This is a genomic window from Pseudomonas cerasi (genome assembly GCF_900074915.1).
Lineage (GTDB): Bacteria > Pseudomonadota > Gammaproteobacteria > Pseudomonadales > Pseudomonadaceae > Aquipseudomonas > Aquipseudomonas cerasi.
Genome location: NZ_LT222319.1, coordinates 5,774,808 through 5,797,328 on the forward strand (window position 1 = coordinate 5,774,808; position 22,521 = coordinate 5,797,328).

Annotated in this window: 18 protein-coding genes and 2 pseudogenes; 11 read left to right on the forward strand and 9 right to left on the reverse strand. The window is 58.8% G+C overall.

Going from position 1 to position 22,521, the window contains the following annotated elements:
• Nucleotides 1-23 precede the first annotated feature (23 nt).
• Both PCPL58_RS28085 and PCPL58_RS28090 read left to right on the forward strand, forming a co-directional pair.
• Nucleotides 24-1,307 carry a hypothetical protein gene (locus PCPL58_RS28085; RefSeq protein WP_065350950.1) on the forward strand — a complete coding sequence of 428 codons (1,284 nt, stop codon included), beginning with the start codon at nucleotides 24-26 and terminating at the stop codon, nucleotides 1,305-1,307.
• A gap of 96 nt (nucleotides 1,308-1,403) precedes the next feature.
• The gene (locus PCPL58_RS28090; RefSeq protein ID WP_065350951.1) at nucleotides 1,404-3,287 is read left to right on the forward strand and encodes an acyltransferase family protein; all 1,884 of its coding nucleotides are present in this window, start codon (nucleotides 1,404-1,406) and stop codon (nucleotides 3,285-3,287) included.
• A gap of 129 nt (nucleotides 3,288-3,416) precedes the next feature.
• On the opposite strand, the gene PCPL58_RS28095 is transcribed toward PCPL58_RS28090, so the two are convergent.
• The 8 genes and pseudogenes from PCPL58_RS28095 to PCPL58_RS28125 all read right to left on the reverse strand — a co-directional run bounded on the left by PCPL58_RS28095 (nucleotide 3,417) and on the right by PCPL58_RS28125 (nucleotide 13,312).
• Nucleotides 3,417-4,055, reverse strand: a complete 639-nt coding sequence (locus PCPL58_RS28095; RefSeq protein ID WP_058398177.1) for a response regulator transcription factor — start codon at nucleotides 4,053-4,055, stop codon at nucleotides 3,417-3,419.
• Nucleotides 4,055-5,122, reverse strand: coding sequence for a sensor histidine kinase (locus tag PCPL58_RS28100; RefSeq protein WP_003432777.1), 1,068 nt, complete (start codon nucleotides 5,120-5,122; stop codon nucleotides 4,055-4,057). Before PCPL58_RS28100 ends, PCPL58_RS28095 begins: the two co-directional genes overlap by 1 nt.
• Nucleotides 5,123-5,173: 51 nt before the next feature.
• Nucleotides 5,174-6,478 (reverse strand): ABC transporter ATP-binding protein, encoded by a 1,305-nt coding sequence (locus tag PCPL58_RS28105; protein WP_173926096.1) that lies wholly within the window; start codon nucleotides 6,476-6,478, stop codon nucleotides 5,174-5,176.
• A 22-nt stretch (nucleotides 6,479-6,500) separates the two neighbouring features.
• A complete protein-coding gene (locus tag PCPL58_RS28110) occupies nucleotides 6,501-8,255 on the reverse strand; it encodes an ABC transporter permease (RefSeq protein WP_065350953.1) in 1,755 nt (584 codons plus the stop codon).
• 296 nt (nucleotides 8,256-8,551) lie between these two features.
• Nucleotides 8,552-10,461 (reverse strand): annotated as a pseudogene (locus PCPL58_RS28115) (HAMP domain-containing methyl-accepting chemotaxis protein).
• A gap of 181 nt (nucleotides 10,462-10,642) precedes the next feature.
• A complete protein-coding gene (locus PCPL58_RS32840) occupies nucleotides 10,643-11,512 on the reverse strand; it encodes a methyl-accepting chemotaxis protein (protein WP_374938114.1) in 870 nt (289 codons plus the stop codon).
• Nucleotides 11,513-12,673: pseudogene (locus PCPL58_RS32845) on the reverse strand (HAMP domain-containing protein); the annotation flags it as partial. It lies immediately after the preceding gene.
• 414 nt (nucleotides 12,674-13,087) lie between these two features.
• Nucleotides 13,088-13,312 carry a DUF6555 family protein gene (locus PCPL58_RS28125; protein WP_003316018.1) on the reverse strand — a complete coding sequence of 75 codons (225 nt, stop codon included), beginning with the start codon at nucleotides 13,310-13,312 and terminating at the stop codon, nucleotides 13,088-13,090.
• Between the two features lie 429 nt (nucleotides 13,313-13,741).
• Here PCPL58_RS28125 and PCPL58_RS28130 point away from each other — a divergent pair, with 429 nt between their 5' ends.
• The 3 genes from PCPL58_RS28130 (at nucleotide 13,742) to PCPL58_RS28140 (ending at nucleotide 15,459) form a co-directional block, all read left to right on the forward strand.
• The gene (locus PCPL58_RS28130) at nucleotides 13,742-14,623 is read left to right on the forward strand and encodes a manganese catalase family protein (RefSeq protein WP_065350955.1); all 882 of its coding nucleotides are present in this window, start codon (nucleotides 13,742-13,744) and stop codon (nucleotides 14,621-14,623) included.
• Nucleotides 14,624-14,658: 35 nt separating this feature from the next.
• Complete coding sequence (locus tag PCPL58_RS28135; protein WP_003367888.1) at nucleotides 14,659-14,856, forward strand: hypothetical protein; 198 nt, start codon at nucleotides 14,659-14,661, stop codon at nucleotides 14,854-14,856.
• 105 nt (nucleotides 14,857-14,961) lie between these two features.
• Nucleotides 14,962-15,459 (forward strand): YciE/YciF ferroxidase family protein, encoded by a 498-nt coding sequence (locus PCPL58_RS28140; protein WP_065351125.1) that lies wholly within the window; start codon nucleotides 14,962-14,964, stop codon nucleotides 15,457-15,459.
• A 68-nt stretch (nucleotides 15,460-15,527) separates the two neighbouring features.
• Here PCPL58_RS28140 and PCPL58_RS28145 read toward each other — a convergent pair whose 3' ends face one another.
• Nucleotides 15,528-16,046, reverse strand: a complete 519-nt coding sequence (locus PCPL58_RS28145) for a DUF4142 domain-containing protein (protein ID WP_065350956.1) — start codon at nucleotides 16,044-16,046, stop codon at nucleotides 15,528-15,530.
• A gap of 333 nt (nucleotides 16,047-16,379) precedes the next feature.
• On the opposite strand from PCPL58_RS28145, the gene PCPL58_RS28150 reads away from it, so the two are divergent.
• The 6 genes from PCPL58_RS28150 to PCPL58_RS28175 all read left to right on the forward strand — a co-directional run bounded on the left by PCPL58_RS28150 (nucleotide 16,380) and on the right by PCPL58_RS28175 (nucleotide 22,395).
• A complete protein-coding gene (locus PCPL58_RS28150) occupies nucleotides 16,380-17,831 on the forward strand; it encodes an iron-containing redox enzyme family protein (RefSeq protein WP_065351126.1) in 1,452 nt (483 codons plus the stop codon).
• The gene (locus PCPL58_RS28155) at nucleotides 17,828-18,775 is read left to right on the forward strand and encodes a methyltransferase (RefSeq protein WP_065350957.1); all 948 of its coding nucleotides are present in this window, start codon (nucleotides 17,828-17,830) and stop codon (nucleotides 18,773-18,775) included. The genes PCPL58_RS28150 and PCPL58_RS28155 overlap by 4 nt, the downstream gene beginning before the upstream one ends.
• Nucleotides 18,776-18,934: 159 nt before the next feature.
• Nucleotides 18,935-19,348 (forward strand): VOC family protein, encoded by a 414-nt coding sequence (locus PCPL58_RS28160; protein WP_065350958.1) that lies wholly within the window; start codon nucleotides 18,935-18,937, stop codon nucleotides 19,346-19,348.
• 275 nt (nucleotides 19,349-19,623) lie between these two features.
• Nucleotides 19,624-20,403, forward strand: a complete 780-nt coding sequence (locus PCPL58_RS28165; RefSeq protein ID WP_044310272.1) for an ABC transporter ATP-binding protein — start codon at nucleotides 19,624-19,626, stop codon at nucleotides 20,401-20,403.
• A gap of 1 nt (nucleotide 20,404) precedes the next feature.
• Entirely contained in the window at nucleotides 20,405-21,355 is a 951-nt protein-coding gene (locus tag PCPL58_RS28170) for an ABC transporter substrate-binding protein (protein WP_065350959.1), read from the forward strand.
• Nucleotides 21,352-22,395, forward strand: coding sequence for a FecCD family ABC transporter permease (locus PCPL58_RS28175; RefSeq protein ID WP_065350960.1), 1,044 nt, complete (start codon nucleotides 21,352-21,354; stop codon nucleotides 22,393-22,395). The genes PCPL58_RS28170 and PCPL58_RS28175 overlap by 4 nt, the downstream gene beginning before the upstream one ends.
• Nucleotides 22,396-22,521 lie beyond the last annotated feature (126 nt).

The window sequence follows — 22,521 nt, forward strand, 5'->3', positions numbered from 1 at the left end:
ACGTATTTCACAAGGCAGCCAGCATGGCGTTGAATACTGCGAACGGCGTCGACGCCAGGTCGTCGTTGATGTCCTTTGACAAGTCCACGGTGGTGGTGTGGGTCGCCATCAGCCTGATTCTGGTCGAGACCTTTTCCGGAGCCTTGCGCTTCTACTTCGACCAGGCAGGCATAAGCCCCCTGCTCTATCTGCCCAAGGCCGCCTGCATCCTGCTGTTTACGCTCGAACTGCGCACATTCAGAGCCGGGCGGTTGTTCTGGACGTTCACGATCCTGTGGCTGATTTCCGCGCTGCTGGCCATGCTGCATCGCGCCAGCGCGCACAACCTGGCGTTCAGTCTGTTCGCGCTGAGCCCGCTGGTGTTCGGCCTGGTATGTGGCCGGCACCTGCTGCATCGCCGCAAGCTGTTGTACCGCGCCATTGCTTTCTGCCTGCTGGCCTCGCTGTTGGGGATTGCCCTGGACAAGCTCACCTCCGTGCCATGGAAGGGCTACAGCTACAGCGTCGGTGAAACCCAGTTGAGCGCCAATACCTCATGGAGCGCGGACGAGGTGGACCGCATTGCCGGTTTCGCCAGGGTGTCCAACGTGCTGTCGATCATGATCGCCTTCTACACGCTGTACCTGATCATGTTCCTGCGCTCGCGCCGGATGATGATGTTGCTGAGTGCGGTGGCGCTTTACGCCATCGTGCTAACCACCAGCAAAGCGCCAGCCGCGGCCTTCGCGCTGACCATCGTGCTGCTGTTATTGCGGCGGATGAGCTGGACCTGCAGGACGGTGTGCACCGTGGTGGTAGGCATCGGCCTGCTGTTGCCGGCACTGGGCCTGATTGTGAGCCCTGACGCTTACGCGGTCAGCAGCGGCGGCTCTCTGGCCTCGCTGTATGACCGGCTGATCAACACCTGGCCCGGCCTGATCGATGCAATGAGTCGCGAAGGCTGGATGATCAGCGGCGCAGGCTTCGGCATGGTCGGCAGCACGATGGGGTTGTTTCCGGTGGACGGTGCCGGGGTATTTCTCGGCATGGACAGCTCCGCCCTGTACCTCTGGGCAATGCTGGGCGTGCTCGGCCTGCTGCTGTATGCGCTGCAGATTCCGCTGTTGTTCCGCCTGATCGATGATCAGACCCGTATTGGCCATATGCTCCTGGCGATCAGCTTTTGCTGGTGCCTGATCAGCTGGACCACCGACATGTTCGAGGTCGCTGTTGCCAACCTGTTCATCGGCCTGGCCATTGGTCATGTGATGGCCGGCAAAGAATCTTCTACGGGCCATGTGCCCGGGCTGACGTCGGCTGCACGCTGATCAACCAGCACAATCACCACAACGCTGGCTGCCGATAAGCTTCGGCTGATCCCCGGCCCCTCCCCCTCACGATCAGCCAACGGATGGCTTTCTCAAATGGACTTTAGAAAAGACATCAATGGCCTGCGCGCCATCGCAGTGATCGCAGTGCTGCTCTTCCACTTCCACCCCGACTGGCTGCCTGGCGGCTTTGCCGGTGTCGACGTGTTTTTCGTGATCTCGGGGTATCTGATCACCGGCATCATCCTGCGCGGCTTGAGGAGCGGTAGATTCAGGCTGGCGGCGTTCTACACGTCACGGGCCAAGCGCATCGTCCCGGCCCTCGCTGTGTTGTGTTTTGCCTTGCTGTTGCTCGGCTGGTTCGCTCTGCTGCCGCTGGACTACAGCGCGCTGGGCACACATGTGGCGAGCAGCCTGGGGTTCGTTTCCAACTTCGTCTATTGGCGTGAGGCGGGGTATTTCACCGCCAGCGCCCATGAGAAGTGGCTGCTGCATACCTGGTCGCTGTCGGTGGAATGGCAGTTCTACCTGCTGTACCCGATTGCGCTGCTGATGCTCAGTCGCTTCGTCGCGCTGCACAACCTGCGCTGGTGGGTACTGGGCGCAAGCCTGACAGGCTTTGTGGTGTGCGTATCTGCCTCCTCGCAATGGCCGGAGGCAGCGTTTTACCTGCTGCCGACCCGCGCTTGGGAGTTGCTCGCAGGTGGCGTGGCCTGCCTGTTCCCGCTGCAATTGAAGGCCCTGCAGCAGCGCGTTCTGGAACACTTAGGACTGACGCTGATCGTGGCCGGCTTCTTTCTGCTGTCCGTGCAGGACACGTGGCCGAGTTATCTGGTGTTGATGCCGGTGCTGGGGGCGTTCGCGGTGATCGTCGCCGCACGCAACGACTCGCTGCTGACCTGTAACCCGCTCGCCCAATGGGCCGGCACACGCTCGTACTCGTTGTACCTGTGGCACTGGCCGGTGGTGGTGTGGATGAATGACGCCGGGTTACTGGGCGAGATCCGCGCAGTGCTGGTGGGCATCGGCGTGGCCGTGATGCTGGGTCTGGTCTCATGGCGACTGATCGAGCAGCCCGTCAGCAGGCCGTCGTCTGATCAGCGCAGCAGACGTGCCACGTTCGGCACGCTGATCGCTCTGCTGTTCGTCGGCGGAACGCTGGTGAGTGCAACCGGCGGCGTGATTTCTCCCCTGCGCCCGGTGAGTGTTTCGGACAAGGCGCGTTTCATTCAGGAGTACGCTGATCGCCAGCACAACCTGTACGAGCCCTACTGGCTGAAATGTGACGCCTTCTCCGCCCTGACCCAGCGCGGCCAATCAGGCATCGATGAAGCCTGCACCCGCAAACAAGGGGTGGGTGGCGTGTTCCTGTGGGGCGATTCTCATGCACAAGCGCTGTCGCTTGGCCTGCGTACCTTGCTGACACACAGCACGCCTTTCTATCAGGTCGCCTCGGCCAGTTGCCGTCCCGCTCTGAGGGACCAGCAAGGACGTACCTCTGCGACCAGCAGGGCCTGTGACTACTCCAACAGAACGGCCCTGCAGGGCATCGAAAGGCTCCGTCCGGACATCGTGGTCATCGCGCAAAAGGATGGGCACGACAAGACCGACTGGACGCAGATCGCGGTTCGGCTCAAGGGCCTTGGTGTGAAGCAAATCGTGCTGATCGGCCCGGTTCCGCATTGGAACCCGTCGTTGCCCAGCGTCATCGCCAACCGTCATTGGGGGCTGAGCGAATCGTACATCCGCGATCCGGCTCTGGATCAAAGTGTCATGCTGGTGGATCAGGCAACCCGCGCACTGGCCGCATCGGCAGGCATCCAGTTCGTGTCGCTGATCGACAAACTGTGCATCGCCGATGCCTGCCGGGTACGCCTGGAAGACAACCGCTCTCTGCTGCAGATCGACTCGGGGCACTTGAGCGCAGAAGGTTCGCTGTACGTCGTGCGCAACTACGTACTGCCGCAGTTGGTGAATTAGTCAGCCGCTGAGTACAAATGTCCTGTTTCTGGAGGCTGTAGCGGCCTCTTCGCGCCTACTCCTACCGCCGCCAGCCAGAATCAAAAGCGGACTTGTGTAAAACGATGAGGGCTCGGCGTGGGCCGGTGATCAGTGCAGCTCTTTGAGGCGCTCGGCAAACTTGACGAGGTCGGCCAGGGAATCGGCTTCCATCTTGCGCATCACCGAGCCACGGCGGACCTTGACGGTGATTTCGCTCACGTTCAGCCGGGCTGCAATCTGTTTGTTGAGCAGGCCGCTGACCACCAGCTCCATCACCTGCTGCTCACCGGAATTGAGGCTGGCGTGGCGGCGCTGCAGTTCGGCTTCGACCGCGGCACTTTTGCGTCGACTGCGATCCTGCGCCAACCCCTGCTGAATGGCGTCGAGCAAGTCCTGATCGCGAAAAGGCTTGGTCAGAAACTCCACCGCACCGGCCTTCATGGCCCGCACGGACATGGGAATGTCGCCATGCCCGGTGATGAAAATGACCGGCAGGGAAATCCCCGACCTGGCCATATGCTCCTGGAAGTCCAGACCACTCATTCCAGGCATGCGAATGTCCAGAATCAGGCAGCCCGGCGCGTCAGGACGCGGCGTGTCCAGGAACTCGCGGGTCGAGCCGAACAGCATGCTGCGCAACCCGACCGAGGCCAGCAGATCCTCCAGCGAGGAGCGCACCGACAGGTCGTCATCAAGGACGTAGATGATCGGCTCTTCGGCCTGTGATGCGGCGGCAACTGTGCTCATCAGGTTTCCATCTTTCCGGTGGGCAGGGTGAAGTGAAACGTAGCACCGATTGCAGGGTTGGGGGTGACCCAGATGCGCCCGCCATGAGCTTCGATGATCGAACGACTGATCGCCAGACCAATCCCCATCCCTTCCTCCTTGGTGGTGTAGAAAGCATCGAACAACCGATGGATGTTTTCCGGTGGCACGCCGATACCGTTGTCGCTGACCGCAAATTCGATATCACCGCCGTCATGCCAGCCCACCCGAATCTCCAGTTGCGCCTGATCCGCCTCGAGCTTTTTCATCGCATCGACGCCATTGAGCATCAGGTTCAGCAACACTTGCTGGATCTGCACCCGATCAGCCAGCAGCGGCGGCAGGCCCTCCGGAACGTCGACCAGCAGTGCGACGCCCTGCCCCTCTATCTCGCTGTGTGCCAGCGCCACGATCTCGGCGACGGTATCGGCCACGCTGATCCACTCCTTGTGAGTGGACGAACGCTTCGCCAGCGCGCGCACCCGGACGATGATGTCCCCGGCGCGGTTCGCGTCACTGATCATGCGGTCGACGGCCTGCCGGGCCTTCTCCAGATTGACCGGCTCGGTGGCCAGCCAGCGCTGGCAGGCATTGCCGCTGGTGACAATGGCCGACAGCGGCTGATTGACCTCGTGAGCAATGGACGCCGTCAGTTCACCCAGTTGATTGACCCGTGCGATCCGCGCCAGCTGTGAGCGCGCTTCATGTACCGAGCGGATGGCCAGCGCCATGCGCAGCGCCAGCCAGGTGGTCATGGCGATGGCCGCCAGGCTGATGATGCAATTGATCAGCCCGGACGCCTCACTGCCTCTGGAGGTCGTCATCTCGTAACTGATCACGGTCAGCACCATGCACAGCAACGCCATCGCGATAACGCCTGTGGACGGCAGGAACCTGACCGCCAGCAGCACCACAACAATCTGGAATACGCCCACGGCGATTTCCAGGTCGGTCAAGGTGTCGGCAACTGCAATGACCAGCGCCAGCATGAGCAACGCGATCAGCCGCACCGCCATAGCAGCCTTGCCGTAGGATTCCGGTTCACGCATGCGCATCATCCAGCTGGTTGCAAAAGGCCTGTTGAGTATGTCCTACAAACCTCAGGACGGGTTGTCCAGGCTGAACTGATCGGTCAGTTCGTCATAGGCGAACAACTCCGCGTAGCGCCCCCATTGAATCACTGCGTTGAGGGTCTGCATGGCATCGCTTTCAGACATGAAGTCTTCGAGTTGATCACGAAAGCGCCGTACCGGTGCCGTGTGCGTGGGACGGTCATCCAGCACCCGACGGATATGCGCCACCAACGGCACAAAGCTCAGCAGATGCTGGGCGAATAGTTGCTTGCGCTCGTCGACATCCGCCAGCGCATAGCGATTGGCGGCAGGCAGCAGGCGAATGTCGCCGCCCTTCAGTTCAGCGAAGCGCAATAGTTGCAGCACCTCGGCAATCGGGAACAGCTCGTCGGCGTTGTAGTGCAGCGCAGCGGCCAGCTCCGGCAGGTCGGCTTTGAGGCTGTAGGGCGGCGCGTGAATCGCCTCGATCAACCCTGCCAGTGCGTTGGTGGAAACCTGTGGCAACACCATTCCCAGCCCGGTGCCCGGAAACACGCCCTGACGAATCTCGCCGGCGTCGTTGTCCTGGGTCATCAGCACGTAGATCTCTTCCACCAGCGCCCGAAAGATCGGGTCCTGGCGGTTGCGCGGCTGGGGCAGATCGACCTTGATCTCGCTGATCACCCGGCCAGGATTGGAGGAGAACAGCAGGATGCGATCGCACATCAGCACGGCTTCGGCGATGTTATGCGTCACCATCAGGATCGACTTGATGGGCATGCGCCCCTCGCTCCACATGTCCAGCAAGTCAGTACGCAGGGTTTCGGCGGTGAGCACGTCGAGCGCGGAAAACGGTTCGTCCATCAACAGCACGTCAGGATCGATGACCAGCGCGCGCGCCATGCCGACCCGCTGACGCATGCCTCCGGACAGCTCTTTGGGGTAGGCGCTCTCGAAACCGTCCAGGCCGATCAGATCGATGGCCGCCAGTGCGCGCTTGCGGCGTACGGCGGCAGGCACACGTTGCGCTTCGAGACCAACTTCGACGTTTTCCAACACCGTCAGCCAGGGAAACAGCGCAAAGCTCTGGAACACCATGCCCACCGACATTGCCCGTCCTTGCACACGACGAGGGAAATTCACCTCACCTTCGGTAGGCACCACCAGCCCGGCGATGGAGCGCAACAGGGTCGACTTGCCCGAGCCGGACCGGCCCAGCAGGCCCACTATTTCGTTCTCATTGAGCGTCAGGGTCACGTCATCCAGCACCAGGCGCTCTTTGCTGCCTTTGCCGTACACATGTCGGACTTTCTGAACATCTACCAGGCAACGCGTTTCGACAGCCATCATGATGGCGCCCTCCCCTTACACAAGATCAGACAAGACTCAGACGTCGCTCGGCGAACCCGTACAGCGGGCGCCACAGCAACCGGTTGAACGCAATCACGAAGACCGACATGACCACGATGCCCAGCGCAACGCGCGGAAAGTCACCTGCCTGGGTCGCATTGGCGATGTATGACCCCAGGCCTGCCGCTTCCAGATGCTGATCGCCCCAGGAAACCGCTTCGGCAACGATACTGGCGTTCCACGAACCACCCGACGCGGTCAGCGCACCGGTGATGTAGTAGGGAAACACGCCAGGCAGCGCGACACGCCGCCACCACTGCCAGCCGCGCATGTTGAACATGGTCGCCGCTTCGCGCAGGTCAGTCGGCAAGGCGCTGGCCCCGGCGATCACGTTGAACAGGATGTACCACTGGGTGCCGAGCACCATCAACGGCGACAGCCAGATATCCGGGTTCAGGTGCAGGCCGACAATCGCGATCACCGCAAAAGGAAACAGAACGTTGGCCGGGAAGGCCGCCATGAACTGCGCGATTGGCTGCAAGCGTTCGGCCCAGACCGGACGCAAGCCGATCCAGATACCGACGGGCACCCAGATCAGGCTCGCAATGACGATCAGTACGATCACACGCACCATCGTCGCCAGGCCCAGACCAAAGGCAGTAACCATGTCGCTGACGCCAAGAGAGGCTTCGATGAACCTGAACAGGTACACGCTGCCAGCCAAGCAGGCGGCCATGACCAGGCCCAGCCACGCGTAGTCGAGCACGCGGACGACGCCTGGGGTGAGCTTCACTTTCCACAGCCGGGAGAACACGCGCCAGTCGATCAGCATCAGGCATTTCCACGGCGCAACCAGGATCGAACCCAGCATCGGTGCCACACGGGAGCGGCCCAGCACGCTGTACATCCACGAGCGCGGACGCTTCGACGATGCGGTTTGCTCGAAGCGGAATTTGTCCGCCCAGGCGACGATCGGCCTGAACAGCAATTGGTCATAGGCCAGAATCACCAGCGCCATTGCCCCCACTGCCCAGGCAATCGCCGCCAGGTTTTTCTGCTCGATGGCCAGCGCCAGCCAGGAACCGATGCCCGGCAGATTGACCGTGGTGTCGCCGACCGAAATGGCCTCGCAGGCGACCACGAAAAACCAGCCGCCGGACATCGACATCATCATGTTCCACACCAGCCCCGGTATGGCGAACGGCAGTTCCAGGCGAGTGAAGCGCAGTACCGCAGACAGCCCGAACTGACGGCTGACCTCGTTAAGGTCACTCGGTACGGTGCGCAGTGACTGATAGAAACTGAACGCGAGATTCCAGGCCTGGCTGGTGAAGATGGCAAAGATCGCTGCGCATTCGACGCCCATCTGCCGACCGGGAAACAGGCCCATGAAGAAGGTCACGGTGAACGTCAGAAAACCCAGCACCGGCACCGACTGAAGAATATCCAGCGCCGGGATGATCACTTGCTCGGCCTTGCGGCTTTTGGCGGCCAGCGTGGCGACGACAAAAGTGAAGATCAACGAAGCGGCCAGCGCGATGAACATACGCAGTGTGGTGCGCAATGCGTATTCGGGCAGGCGCGCCGGGTCGAGGCTCATGGGACTCGAATTCAGCACCGCGAGCGGCTGCATCATCTGGCCAAGGCCGTAGATGAACAGACCAATGAACAGGGTCAGGATGGCCAGGCAAATACCATCGGCCCAATAAGGCGTGCGTGCACCGGGTTTTACAAAACGGGGCGTCCGCAGGCTTTTACCGAATTCAGATATCGAATGCATTGCTCACCTCGAGCCGGCCGCGCAGGCGCAGACCCACCTGCTTTATAAACAAACAGGCAGTCAGCGATAACAGATAAAGGCCGTGAGTTAATAGTTGCCGGACAGTGAGGTAAAGCTTATAGCGTTTCGATCAACAGTAGAAACCTGCAAAAGTAGCTCATGTTTATCTGTCAGTATGAGTGAGGTATACCAACGTATAGTTATATAACTATCACCCCGTTATTCAGGCCAGTTAAGCGTCGCGCAAAAGAACATTATCGTGCCCATGCTCCGCGTGGGCACGACTGTCGGGTGGATCACACCCGGAAGTGGCTGACCATCATCTGCAGCTGGCCACCGAGGCGTGCCAGTTCGACGCTGGAGGCTGCGGTTTCTTCGCTGGCTTCGGCGGTCTGTTCGGATACATCGCGAACGTTGACGATGCTGCGGCTGATTTCGTCGGCCACCGAGCTTTGCTGTTCGGCGGCGGCAGCGATCTGCTGGTTCATCGCCTGGATGCTCGACACCGTACGGGTGATGCTTTCCAGCGATGTACCGGCCCTGCGCGTCAGTTCGACACTGCTGTCTGTCAGCGTGCGGCTGCCGAGCATGATGCCCGACACTTGGCGCGTGCCGTTTTGCAGCGCCGCCACCAGCCCTTCGATTTCTTCGGTGGACTGCTGGGTACGCTGCGCCAAGCCACGAACTTCGTCGGCCACCACGGCAAAACCCCGGCACGTGCTGCTTCGATGGCGGCATTGAGGGCCAGCAGGTTGGTCTGTTCGGCGACCGCCTTGATCACATCCATGACCTTGCCGATCTTGTCACTTTCCTGCTCCAGCACGTTCATTGCGTCGGATGAGCGAACCACTTCAGCGGCCAGTCGCTCGATCTGCTGGATGGCCTCGCCCACGACCTTGTCGCCATCACGCGCCTGTTTGTCGGCATCGGAAGCCGCCACGGACGCCTGTTCGGCATTGCGTGCCACTTCATGCACCGTCGCAGACATTTCATGCATGGCCGTGGCCACCTGGTCGGTCTCGACTTTCTGGCTGTTGACCCCTGCACTGGTCTGCTCGGTAACTGCCGACAGTTCTTCAGCCGCGCTGGCAATCTGGGTAACGCCGTCGCGAATACCGGAGATCAGTTCGCGCAGGGTTGTCCCCATGCGCTGGATGCCTTGCTGCAACACACCCAGTTCATCGCGTCGGGTGACCGCTTCGGTGTGTGTCAGGTCGCCGGATGCAATACGTTCGACGATGGCCAGCGTATCGCGCAATGGGCGAGTGATCTGACGCGTAATGACCACAGCGGCAAGAATGCCCAGCAACATGACCAACACCACACACCCTATCTGCAGGCTGCGCGCCTGAGCAGTGTCTTCCTTGCCCATCTGCATCTGCAGGCCGTACAGCTCTTCGCCCAGTTTGACGATGGTCGCACCTTGAGTGGTCAGATCCTTGCGCACGCTCGCAGCTGTCTGAGTGGTTGCCTTGAAGGCATCGACCGAGCTGCGGTAATTGCGCAGAGCGCTTTCAAACTGTGCGATCTGTTCGCGATCGGCGGAACCAAAAGCAGCCTTGAGCCTGTCCAGACGACTGATCGCGCTGTCCAGTTGCTGGAAGGCTGCTGCCTCGGTCTTGTCATTCGGGTTGCCGGTATAGCCGCGCACTTCATAACGCACGAGGATCAGGTCTTGCCGAGCGCTGTTCGCCAACTGAGCCAGATCGAAGCGTGCCGGATCAGAAGGATCGATCTGCATGACCGCCTTATTCAACGACTCGACAGCCTGCATGGCCGCGGTCCCATTGGCGGTCATCTCGTTGCGCACTTTGGCCCCGGCCTGGTACACGGCGCGCATGCTGTTCAGGGATGCTTCATAGTCGCGAGTGACATCGGCCAGTTCGCGCAGCGGCTTGAGGTTGACCGGATTGTTGAAGCTGACGAGCAGTGATTGCTGCTGCGCCTTGAACACATCCAGCTTGCCTTGCATGTTCTGTGCTGCGGTTTCATCGCCGTCAGTCAGCATGTATTGCAGACGCGCGATTCGCAGGTTGGTCAGGTTGTCACTCAGCTCGGTGATATCGCCGATTCTGTCGGTGCGATTGATGAGCTTGTCGAGGCTGGTCCAGCCAACGAGGGCGAGCACTGCCGTGAAGAAAAGAACGGTCCCAAAGCCCAATGCCAACTTCATGTTGACGCTGATATTCGCAAATCTGCTGTTCATAAAATCTCCTGAAAATGCTTTTTTGTGCGCAACGAAAGAGCTGAGATTTGTTTTTATAGACAGCAAACCCGCGCGCCAGAGCTATCGGCCGCAGAAGAGCAAAACTTGATCGGAAAAAGGCAATCCGCGCGAAAGCGCCGATTCGGGAGGGAAATCGGGGGCTGAACGGCCCCCGATTCAATCAGGCAGTCAGTTTGAAACGTGCCACAACATTGCGCATATCGCTGGCGACGCGCGCCAGTTCATCGGCGGTAGCCGCGTTATTGTCGATCCCCAGCATCAACGTCCCGGAGCTGTTACGAATCTCCATGACATTGCGGTTGATGTCTTCGGAGACCGCATGCTGCTGCACCGCAGCACTGGCGATCTGCGTGTTCATCTCGACGATGCGCTCCACGCCCTGACTGATGCTCGACAGGCTGCCCGAAGCATCACTGGCGGCACTGATGCACGCATGAGCCTTCTGCTGGCCGGCCTGCATCTGTTGCACGGCAGCATCGGTCGCACCTTGCAGTTGCTGGATGATGCCGCGAATTTCTTCGGTCGACGCCTGAGTGCGCGAAGCTAGCGTGCGGACTTCATCAGCCACCACGGCAAACCCGCGACCCTGCTCGCCCGCCCGCGCTGCTTCGATGGCGGCATTGAGGGCCAACAGGTTGGTCTGATCGGCAATGGTGCTGATGACCTGGATAACGCCACCAATCGACTGACTGTGCAGAGCCAGCGCCTGAACCTTCTGAGCACTGACTTCCACTTCTTCGGCCAGAGCCTGAATGGTCGAGTGTGCCTGGTGCATGATGCGCAGACCGTTACGTGACGCGGTGTTCGCTTCATCGGCGGCCAGTGCGGCACCTTCGGTGTTCTGCGCCACGTCGGCGACGCTGGCGGTCATCTCGTTGATCGCGGTCGCCACTTGCTCCGTTTCAGCCTGCTGCGCGTTCATCGACTGCTTGGCCAGGCCGATGGATGAGCCCAGACGGGACGCTACATCAGACAGTTCATAAGAGGTGCGGTCCATGTGCGAGATAGAACTGGCGAAGGCCTCGGCCATCAGGTTCAGGCCATTGGCGATATCAGCCACTTCGTCCTTGCTGACGACCGTTACGCGTGCACTCAGATCGCCCTCGCCCAGACGGCGGGTGACGCCCAGCAGGCTGTCGATGGTCAGGCGCAAGGCACGGTAAATGCTGCAGAACGCGTAGAGCAGCAACAAACCCATGATCACACACATGGCAATGACTATTTCGCGCTGCAGCACCAAGGCGTCATAGCGCGCATTCAATTCATCCTGAAGCGCAGTCTGAATTTCGTCCTGAGCCTTGTAGAGTCCCGAGACAACCCCGTTGCCGCGCGCGCTCAGCGACTGCCCCTGCTGCACCGAAAACTCTGTGCCCTTTATGTACGCGTGCAGGTCGCTGCGAAAGCTGTCCATCGCTGCAGTAGCGGTAGTGATCGGGTCACTGATGCGCGTTGCGAGCTCTGGCGAACGGCGCTTGAGCAGTCGAATACTTTGCTCCAGCTCGGCCCGAAATTGCAGTTCGATCTTCAGCAGGCTCTCGAGCGAGCCGCGCATCGATACACTCAGCCCCTGGCCGGTCATCAAACCTGCCGTGATGCCGCGGATCTGACCGGCAACGTTGATTTCCCGGGGCATACGAATGGTGCTCAGATCAATCAGAAACAGCGAGGCGTAATCTTCGTCCAACACCATGCCCGAGGTAGCCGAGACGTAGTAGATAAAGTTGAGTGTCTGGGCCAGTTGCTCATTCCACTGGGCGAACACGTCATCCTGAGAGAGGCCTGGCTTGATACTGTCCATCAGGGAACGGGCGCTTTCACGCAGGCGCTGTACGCGGTTCTCGGTTTCCAGTTGCTGCCCCTGTCGTGCATCAATATCGGCAAGGTTGGCAAGCGCGGTTTCAAGCTGAGCGCGGTTGCTGATCACATCCTGAGCGGCGGAGGCATCGCCGGCCAGCAGACGGTTGCTGGCCGCGCGCTGCAGCATGGAAAATCGCAGAACGGGCGTGGTCATTTGCAGGTACTCACGGCCAACGCGCTCTTGCGCGACCGTGTCGATGCTTGCATTCAGACTGTTGAAAACCCGAAGACCGAGAACGATCAACGGGATGACCATAATGATGGCTAAAACGGCAAACTTGGCAGGGAAACGCAGACGGTTGGTGAGGTAGATACCAGGCGAAAGGATGTTCATAGCATTCTCTTTTTAATTAGGGTGTCCGATCCGGGCGGAAAAGCTCCTTTCTTTGCATCACGGGTAATACGGGCAGCTATGCCGCGCTGAACGAGGTCATCCGTTCAGATGGAGGCATATTGACATCACTTCAGAGCAATGGCTTTTCAGGAAGTTCAATGGGTGCCATAGCCTGATAGTCCGGCTATCGGCCAGAGCACGTTTAACGTGAGGTCATGGGTATCGGGCAAATGAAGAAAGGGAGAGACTTGCGGGTACGAGGCTTGCGGCAGGCATATCCGAATGAGGGTATTCAGGCGGGAAACAAAGGCTCATCTGACGGATCTGGCGACCGTAGACTTTTCAAAGGTAATACCGTCGTGCGGCATCGTGACGCACGACGGTAGGCGTCGTATCGAGGTGATTCGAGGGCTTTCAAGCCCTCGCCCACTCCACGTTCGACAGACCGAGCTTTTCAGCCTGAGGCTTGCTCAGCTTGGGTACCGGGTCGGAACGGTACTTGGGGATCGCACCGAACCCGGCATCCACTGAAGCCCAGTGCCAGGCCTCTTTGTTATCCATGGCACCTGCTCGTATGTAGAACGTCTTGTAACTGCCATGCAGCAGGTAATCGATACGGTAGTGTTTTTCATCAGCCATTGTGTTGCTCCTGCTTTGTCGACTTGCAAAACAGATCGCAGCAGTTTCAAAAAATTCAAAATATTAATGCCATAATCTAAATGATGTCATGCTGCCATCTTATGATGTATGTTTATACCTGAACCGAACGGTTTAGTTAGCGATAGAGTTTGTTTATAACTGCAGTTTTTACCCTCTTTTCTTGCGTAAAACAGTAACGGCCTCCAGACCCATTCAAATAGGCTTCTTCGCCACTATGAACGAACATTCAGCCACGCAAGAGGAATAATCAAATTCTATTGAACGGTGGTTTTAACACCGCCGGTCCTCTTTAAAAAAGTTAGCAGTAACGATCGCACTCCTTAGTCTCTCATAACCTGTGACTGCGTTGAATCAAGCCCATGCACATGGGTTGACGCTTCCCGAGAGATCAAAGCCTGAGGATACGACATGTTCATGTATAACAAGCGACTTCAATACACCGTCCGTGTAGCAAGACCCAATCCTGGACTGGCCAACCTTCTGCTTGAGCAGTTCGGCGGGGCTCAGGGTGAACTGGCCGCGCCCGGACGGTATTTCACTCAAGGGCTGAGTGAAGATGATCCAGGCCGTAAAGACCTGCTGATGGATATTGCCACTGAAGAACTAAGCCACCTTGAAATTGTGGGCTCCATTATTGTCATGCTCAATAAGGGTGCCAAAGGTCAATTGGCTGAAGGTATTGAAGAAGAAGGCGAGTTGTATCGCTCTATCAACGGTAACGGCAATGACTCACATATCACCAGCCTGCTGTACGGGTCCGGTGCGCCGTTGACCAACTCTGCCGGCGTGCCTTTTACAGCGGCTTATATCGATACTATCGGTGAACCGACAGCAGACTTCCGTTCCAATATCGCCGCAGAATCCAGAGCCAAGATTGTTTACGAACGCTTGATGAACGTGACCGATGATCCGGGCGTTAAAGAAGCGCTGGGGTTTCTCATGACTCGGGAAATTGCGCACCAGTTGTCTTTTGAAAAAGCCCTCCACGCCATCCAGCCCAACTTCCCACAGGGCAAACTGCCGGGCATGCCGGAATTCACCAACAAGTACTTCAACATGTCCGGCGAACCCAATGTACGCGGTGCGTGGAATCAGGGTGGTGACTGGGAATATGTGGAGTCGCCACAAGCGGCCGTCGATGGCGGCGAAGGCACGGCCTCGGTCACGCTGGATGAAAAGGATACAGAGGTGCTGGAAATGTTGAAGGAGCGGACCCAGTCCGATCCGGCCGCCAATCCGATTACCGGTGCGGATCTGGGTTCTGGCTTTGTCCAGGGCAAAGATGCCTGAAACGGCAACCCTTGTTCTGTTCAGGAGAATGAATCATGAAAAAGCTCAGCTCCCGTCAACCTCTCACGCCTCGCGACGAGTTGGATAGCGCGTTGACCGACAGGGTATTTGTAAAAGGGCTTCGTGCCTTCGAGGCGCAGGCGCTGCTTGCGCGCAGAGGCTTTCAGGTGGTGATGGCAACCAAGGGTTTCGGCGTTGGAACCCTGCTTGAAAACAGCCTGCCACGGCGCTGATCACACCGATCATCAACGCTACGCGCTCCATCAAACTTGTCCACAGGTCGGCAGACAATCAGCCCACGTGTGGACAAGTCTCTCTTCGCTGAAAAGGGTAAGAACATGACTCGCACGACCATAGAAGATTTGTTCATTCACGAACTTTCAGACGTTTACAGCGCTGAAAAGCAAATTACCAAAGCACTCCCGCGTCTCGCACGCGCTTCGACCAATCCGCTTCTGGCAGAAGCCTTCAAGGCGCATCTTGAAGAAACCCAAGGTCAGATCGATCGTATCGATGAATTGGTGGAAGGTGCTGGTCTGAAGCTGAAACGCATGAAATGCGCAGCCATGGAAGGTCTGATCGAAGAAAGCAAGGAATTGCTGGAAGAGATCGAGAAAGGCGCAGTACTCGATGCGGCCCTGATCGGGGCATGCCAGAAGGTCGAGCATTATGAGATCGCCAGTTACGGCACACTCATCGCCATGGCCAAATATCTGAATATGAAAGAAGCCGCCGCTCTGCTGAGTGCCACATTGGCAGAAGAAAAAGGCGCGGACGAAAAGCTGACGGCGATCGCTGAACAGGGCGGAACCCAGGCGGCCACTTCGAAAAAGTAATGATGATTTCCAGCGGTACCCACATGACGGTCTACAGGGTGTAGATCCCGTCATGCGGTGCAGTGGATTTACTTTTTGGCGGCATCACCGCCATGCGCAGCAGCGAGTTTTTTCGCGTGCTCCAAATGCTTCTCCAGCGTAGGCAACGTCGCCTTTGCAAAGGCCTTCAGCTCTGGATCCTTGCCATTCTCGGCCTCTTCCTTGTACAGCTTGATCGCCTGCTCATGTGCGGAGACCTGATTGTTGGCATATGCCTGATCGAACGACCTCTCGCGCATCTCCAGAATCATCGCCTTGGCCTTGTCCATCAGCATAGGGTCTTCGGACACTTCAAGGTTCTTGCTTTTTGCGATCGCAGCCAGCTTCTCATTGGCGGCGGTGTGGTCCGTGACCATCTGCTTTGCAAATTCCTTCACATCTGCAGAGACGCCTTTCTCATCCTGTGCGAGCTTGCCAACCTGAACTTCGGCGATGCCTTTAGCAGAGGCATCTTCCACAAAATCATCAGCGTCCTGAGCAGCAACAGCCATTTGCGAACCTAGCGAAAGTGCCAGGGCAATGGCGCTCATGCGAAAATAATTGTTCATTTTCGGTCATCCTTTTATGGGCTGAATACATCATCGTTATCGATGACATGAACGTTACGACCTGCTTCAAATACCTGCGTTCAGCCTTTTGATCGGACACGGCATACGCCGATACCACGGTCACCTTTTGCGGATGTAAACCCGGACCGGCAATGCATTTTTTCCGCGCGACCATCGCCCCTTGGAATAAGCGCGATCACCACCTATCGGTGCCGGGGAAATTACGCTGAATTTCCCTGTATCGAGGCACTCACTTATCTACGTTGCACAAAAAAACAGAAAGTCCCGAATGACCGCGTCAACGTGATGTTCAACTGCCGAGGTACGATTTTCATGACGTCTCTTCAAGTGATGACCGGCAACGCCGTCGTCAAAACCGTCGTTGAAGAAGCCCGTTCAAAAACCGTCTATCAATCATGGATGAATGAACGTGCTCCGGAACATCAACACGATGCGGTCCTGTTTCTGAACCACTGCCTGGCCCTGGCCGAGCGGGAACACTGCGACCTTCCGGCCCAGCCCGAAGCGCTTGAACAGTGGATGGAGCAGAACGTAGGGGTCGTGGCTGATCAATATGCACTCTATCTTGAGCAACGCCGCGCTGGAAAACCGAGACGGTTTTTCAAGAACAAAGCGCACGCGATGTATTTCATTCAGCAGGTCGCACCGACCAAAATGGTCGACGGCGCCTGGCTATACGGATTGCTGCCGCGCTGGGCAGACTACCGCTTTCACGGCCTGATTCGGACCTACCTTGAAGAGCTTGGTGACGGCGAACAAGCACAGAATCATGTCTCGCTGTACCGGAAACTGCTGGCGGATCTGGACTGCGATACCAGCGCGCCACTGGCAGACGATGCCTACCTGCAAGGTGCGATTCAGCTGTCACTGGGGCAATTGAGCGAGGAATACCTTCCCGAAGTCATTGGTTACAACCTGGGCTATGAACAGTTGCCGCTGCACTTGCTCATCACATCATTCGAGCTGAATGAACTGGGCATTGACCCTTACTACTTCACCCTGCATGTGACGATCGATAATGCCAGCACCGGCCATGCGCGCAAGGCTGCGCAGAGCGTCCTTGAACTGATGCCTGTTGGCCAGGAGCGCGACGAGTTTTATCGTCGTGTCGCCAGTGGTTATCGCCTCAATGAGCTGGGCATGGGTTCAACTCAAGTGATCCAGTCGTTCGACCTGGAGCAGGAAGTGATCGCCATGCTCGAGCGCAAGCGCACGTTCGGGCAGCACATGCATTCCGATTACTGCCGTCTCGACGGCAAGACCGTCAACGAGTGGCTCGCCGAGCCCGACCAGATCCCGGAATTTCTTGCTGTGCTGCAGAACAGAGGCTGGATCAAGCGTCATGAAGATCCCCTGCACAGCCGTTTCTGGAAGCTGTTCGAAGGCGCCGGTGCGCCAATGTTTGGCGTCTTCAACGGTTATGAAAAGCAACTCGTGCACGACTGGATCGCCGGCGACTCACTGTCCGATGGCAGTGCTCAACCCACGGTCGGCAAACGGCTTCCGGAAGCCTTTCGCTCGCGTTTCCGCAACCTGCAAGACGGTGCTCAGCCCTCCCCCGCGCTTGCGGTGCCTGCTTCAGCAGATGCTGATCCGGACGTGCGCGAACTGCACATGAGGCTGGAGTCTGCGGCCTCCTCCGAGAAGATGACTACGTTGATCGAAAGCATGTCGCCAGCAAGACACGCAACGGCTGCCGGTCTACACGCGACGCGTCTGTTTGTGAGCAGCATGGCCGAGCGAATGACGGGAGCGCACGCATGAGTCATGCCCTCCCCGACAGCGCCGCGCTCATTGCCCTGGCGCAGCGCCTTGAGACCAGCGGCTATCGCTTTATCACGCCCACCCCTTTGACCCATCAATACGTCAATCAACGCTCTGGAAATCGTCTTGCCGCGTCGCTACGCGATGTATTCGGCTGGAGCCGGCTGATACCGGAATCCATGCTGCCGGTCGAAGAGGCTCAAGGCCTGCTGGCTGCCGGTATTCTGGAGCGCAAGGAAGACGGCTTGAAAAGCCGGGTGAGATTTTCCAACCTGGATGATCTGCTGCTGGTGCATTCGGCGTTTCCTACCGCAGATGAAGACTCGGTATTTTTCGGTCCGGATACCTATCGCTTCGCGCAGTCCATCAATCGTCACCTGCAAGGCACGTCGCACCCGATCAACCGCGCCGTCGACATCGGCTGCGGTACGGGTGCCGGCGCCATGTTGATTGCGGTCGCCCGTCCACAGGCTCAGGTGCATGCCGTCGACATCAACCCCAAGGCACTGCATTTCGCGCAGACCAATGCCGCGGTTGCCGAGCTGAAGAATATGGAGTGCTGCCACAGCGATATTCTCTCGGGCCTGAACGGAAACTTCGACCTCATCGTCGCCAACCCGCCCTACATGAAGGACACCAAGCAGCGCGCCTACCGCCACGGTGGTGATGCATTGGGCGCAGACCTGTCCGTGCGCATCCTGCGCGAATCACTGGACCGCCTCACTCCGGGCGGTTCGCTGGTGCTTTACACCGGCGTGGCCATGGTGGGCGAGCACGATCCGTTCTTCGAGGCGGTGCAGGCCGATATCGACCATGCGGCACTGGCATGGACCTACCGTGAACTGGACCCGGATGTCTTCGGCGAAGAGCTGCTTGAAGAGGGCTATGAGGACGTGGACCGTATTGCAGCGGTGGAGTTGGTGGTCACCCGACGCTCTGCATGACCCACCGAAATAGCTTCGATAGTTCATGCTTATAGCGCGCATAAGAACCGAGCATTGGTCAGCCTCTCGGCATCCCGGTGAAACTTGTCACGAGCCGTCGATCAACACCTCACTGTTGATCGATACAGGCTCGTCGCACACCGAAAAGGATGACGACACATGCCACGCCTGAACAGGATTATCGAAACAGCCCTCTACGTAGAAGATCTGGCGAACGCCAGGGAATTCTATTCCGACACCCTTGAACTGGAAGTGATGTTCGAAAGCGCGACATTGGTGGCGTTCAACGTCGGAGGTGTGAGCACCCTGCTGCTGTTCAAGCGCGGCGCTTCACTGCAGACGCAGTACCTGAGCGGCGGAGAGATACCGCCCCACGATGCCCAGGGCCGGATTCACGTGTGCTTCGCCATCAATGCCGACGAGATGCAACTCTGGGCTGATCGCCTTGCCAGAGCCAGCATCGCCATAGAGGGCCGCACAGAATGGCCCAAGGGCGGATCGAGCATCTATTTCCGCGACCCTGACGAAAATCTCGTCGAACTCCTCACGCCCGGCTGCTGGGCGATTTATTGAATCGTCAAGGTCACACGTTGCGCTGCAAAGGTGGGTCGATAAAGCGGGGCAATCGAATGTTGATACGCGGGTGTGCTGCGCCTCAAATGTTATGTTATAACAATTGAGCATTTTTAACTCAGCCTCCCCCAGCGATCTTCCCACGCCATGATCAACCCTGTTTTCCAATTCCTCCCCGTAACTACCAGACACGCCATGCAGGCCGGTCAGCACATTCGGCAATGGATACCGGTTGAGCCGCCCTCGCTGCACGTCATTATAGGCCCGCGTGTTTGATGCTGGCGCTGGAACGCCTCGCGTGGGCACCGGAACAGACGTCAGTCTGCACGCACGAACACTTTGCCTTGAAGGATATCGACCTGCAGATCGCCGCAGGCGAGTTCGTCGGCCTGATCGGGCCCAACGGCAGCGGCAAAACCAGCCTGCTGCGTTGCGCATTCCGCTACAGCCGCCCGCACAGCGGCAAGGTCGCAATCAATGCTCGCGATATCTGGTCCTGCAGCCCGCGCTGGTGCGCCCGGCATGTGGCGGTGGTTGCCCAGGAGTTTCCCGATTCGTTCGGCCTGACGCTGCTGGATGTGGCAAACATGGGTCGCGCTCCCCATCAGGGATTCTTTGCCGCAGACAGTGACCACGACCGCGCGATTGTGCAAAACGCGCTGAACGCCGTCGGGCTGGCGGGCTATGAGCAGCATCGGTTCGACACGCTCTCCGGTGGCGAAAAGCAGCGTTGTCTGCTGGCAAGGGCGCTGGTGCAAGAACCCCGATTGATGGTGCTGGACGAGCCCACCAACCACCTCGACCCGCGCCATCAACTGGAATTGCTCGGGCTGGTCAAACAGCTCGGCATGGCCACGCTGGCCAGTATCCATGACCTGAACCTGGCGGCGGCATTCTGTGATCGCCTGTGTGTCATTCATCACGGCCGGCTCATTGCGCAAGGCACGCCGCGGGAGGTGCTGACCCCGGAAATGCTGCTCAGTGTGTTCGGCGCCAAGGCGCTGGTCGACAGCCACCCTCTGCGTGACTACCCACGCATCACCTGGATACCCTGACATGAACTGCCTGTCCGCCCGCCTGGCATTGGCAACGCTGCTATGCAGCCCGATGGTGCATGCCGCCTACCCCGTCACCGTGCAAAGCTGCGACCGCTCAGTGACGTTCACGGCTGCGCCGCAGCGTGCCGTCAGCAACGATGTGAACCTCACCAAAATGATGGTTGCCCTGGGTTTGCAATCGCACATGGTCGGCTACAGCGGCATCACCGGCTGGAACAAGCCCGATCAGGCGCTCTTACGCGACCTGGGCAAACTGCCCGAGCTGTCCAGTAAATATCCGTCTCTGGAAACGCTGCTCAATGCCAACGCCGACTTCTATTTTGCCGGCTGGAACTATGGCATGCGCGTGGGTGGCGATGTCACGCCGCAAAGTCTCGCCCCGCTGGGCATCAAGGCCTATGAACTGACCGAATCCTGCGCCCAGATAATGCCCCGCACCGAAGCGACGCTGGAGGATGTCTACAACGACCTGCTCAATCTGGGCCGGATATTCGACGTGCAGACCCGGGCCGAAACACTGGTCGCGCAGATGCGCCGCAGCGTGACCGACATCGAGAAAAGCGTGGCAGGCAAATCGCCGCCCAGGGTATTTCTGTATGACAGCGGCGAAGACCGGCCGATGACCGCCGGGCGCCTGGCGATTCCTCAGGCGTTGATCAGCGCTGCAGGCGGCCGCAATGTCATGGGCGACGTCGCAGCCAGCTGGACCCACGTCAACTGGGAGTCGGTCGTGCAAAGCAATCCCGAGGTGATCGTGATCGTTGACTATGGCGAAGTCAGCTCTGCGCAGAAACAGCATTTCCTTGAAAGCAATCCGGCACTGCAATCCGTGGACGCGATCCGCAACCGACGTTATGTCTTGCTGCCCTATGTGGCGGTGACGCCCGGCATCGACAATGTCACGGCCATCGAGACGCTTGCAGCGGCATTTCATGACGTGAAGCGATGACGCTGGCGCAGTGGCTGACTGAACGGCCGCGTCGTTATCTGGGCCTGTTGATCGCTCTGACGCTTTTGCTGTTGGCGTCGTGCCTGATGTGCATCACCTTCGGCGCGGCCCCTGTGCCCTTGAGCCGGGTGATGGCTATCCTGATGTTCAAAGTCTCGGGTTCTGCCGAACATCCACCGCTCTGGACCGCGGGTCAGGAAACCATCGTCTGGCTGATACGTACGCCCCGCGTATTGCTGGGCGCGCTGGCAGGCGCAGGACTGGCGCTGATTGGCTGCGTTCTGCAAGCCGCGACCCGCAATCCGCTGGCCGATCCGCATTTGCTGGGAGCGACCTCGGGCGCCACGCTTGGCGCAGTGATCGTGGTCATGCACGTGGGCGAAGTGTTTGGCACGCTGACATTGCCACTGGCCGCCTTTGTCGGCTCGCTGGTCAGCCTGTGCCTGGTGCTATGGCTTGCCATTCACCAAGGCAGGCTGGACAGCCAGCGCCTGCTGCTCGGCGGCGTGGCCGTGTCCTTCGTGATGATGGCAATCGCCAACTTGTCATTGTTTCTGGGCGACCACCGCGCCAGTTCCTCCGTGCTGTTCTGGATGCTCGGCGGGCTGGGTCTGGCCCGCTGGGAGTTGCTTGCGGTGCCGTTTATCACGGTGCTGTGCGGTTGGGTCCTGCTGCAAGGGCTGGGTCGTTCACTGAACGCGCTGATGGGCGGCGACCAGACCGCCGTGAGCCTTGGCCTGCAAGTGCGCAACGTGCGCCTGCTGGTTTTTCTGATCGCCTCACTGATGACCGGCGTACTGGTTGCCCTGTGCGGCTCCATCGGTTTTGTCGGCCTGATGGTGCCGCACATGGCCAGACGTCTGGTGGGCTCGGAGCATCGACGATTGTTGCCTGTCGCCACCCTTCTGGGCGCATTGTTGATGGTCTGGGTGGACGTCATCTCCCGCACGCTGATCGCCCCCGAAGACCTGCCGATAGGCATAACCACCGCCTTGTTGGGAGGGATTTTTTTCATTTTCATGATGAAGCGCGGTCAGTGATTGGCAGTCCTGCTTGCGGCGGGCAAACAGGACTGCCCGCCGCCCTTCCTGCTACATGACAAACTCGTGTCATCGTTTCTTAACACCTTTATGACATTTATTTTGCGCTGGTTATTTCAGGCTGCC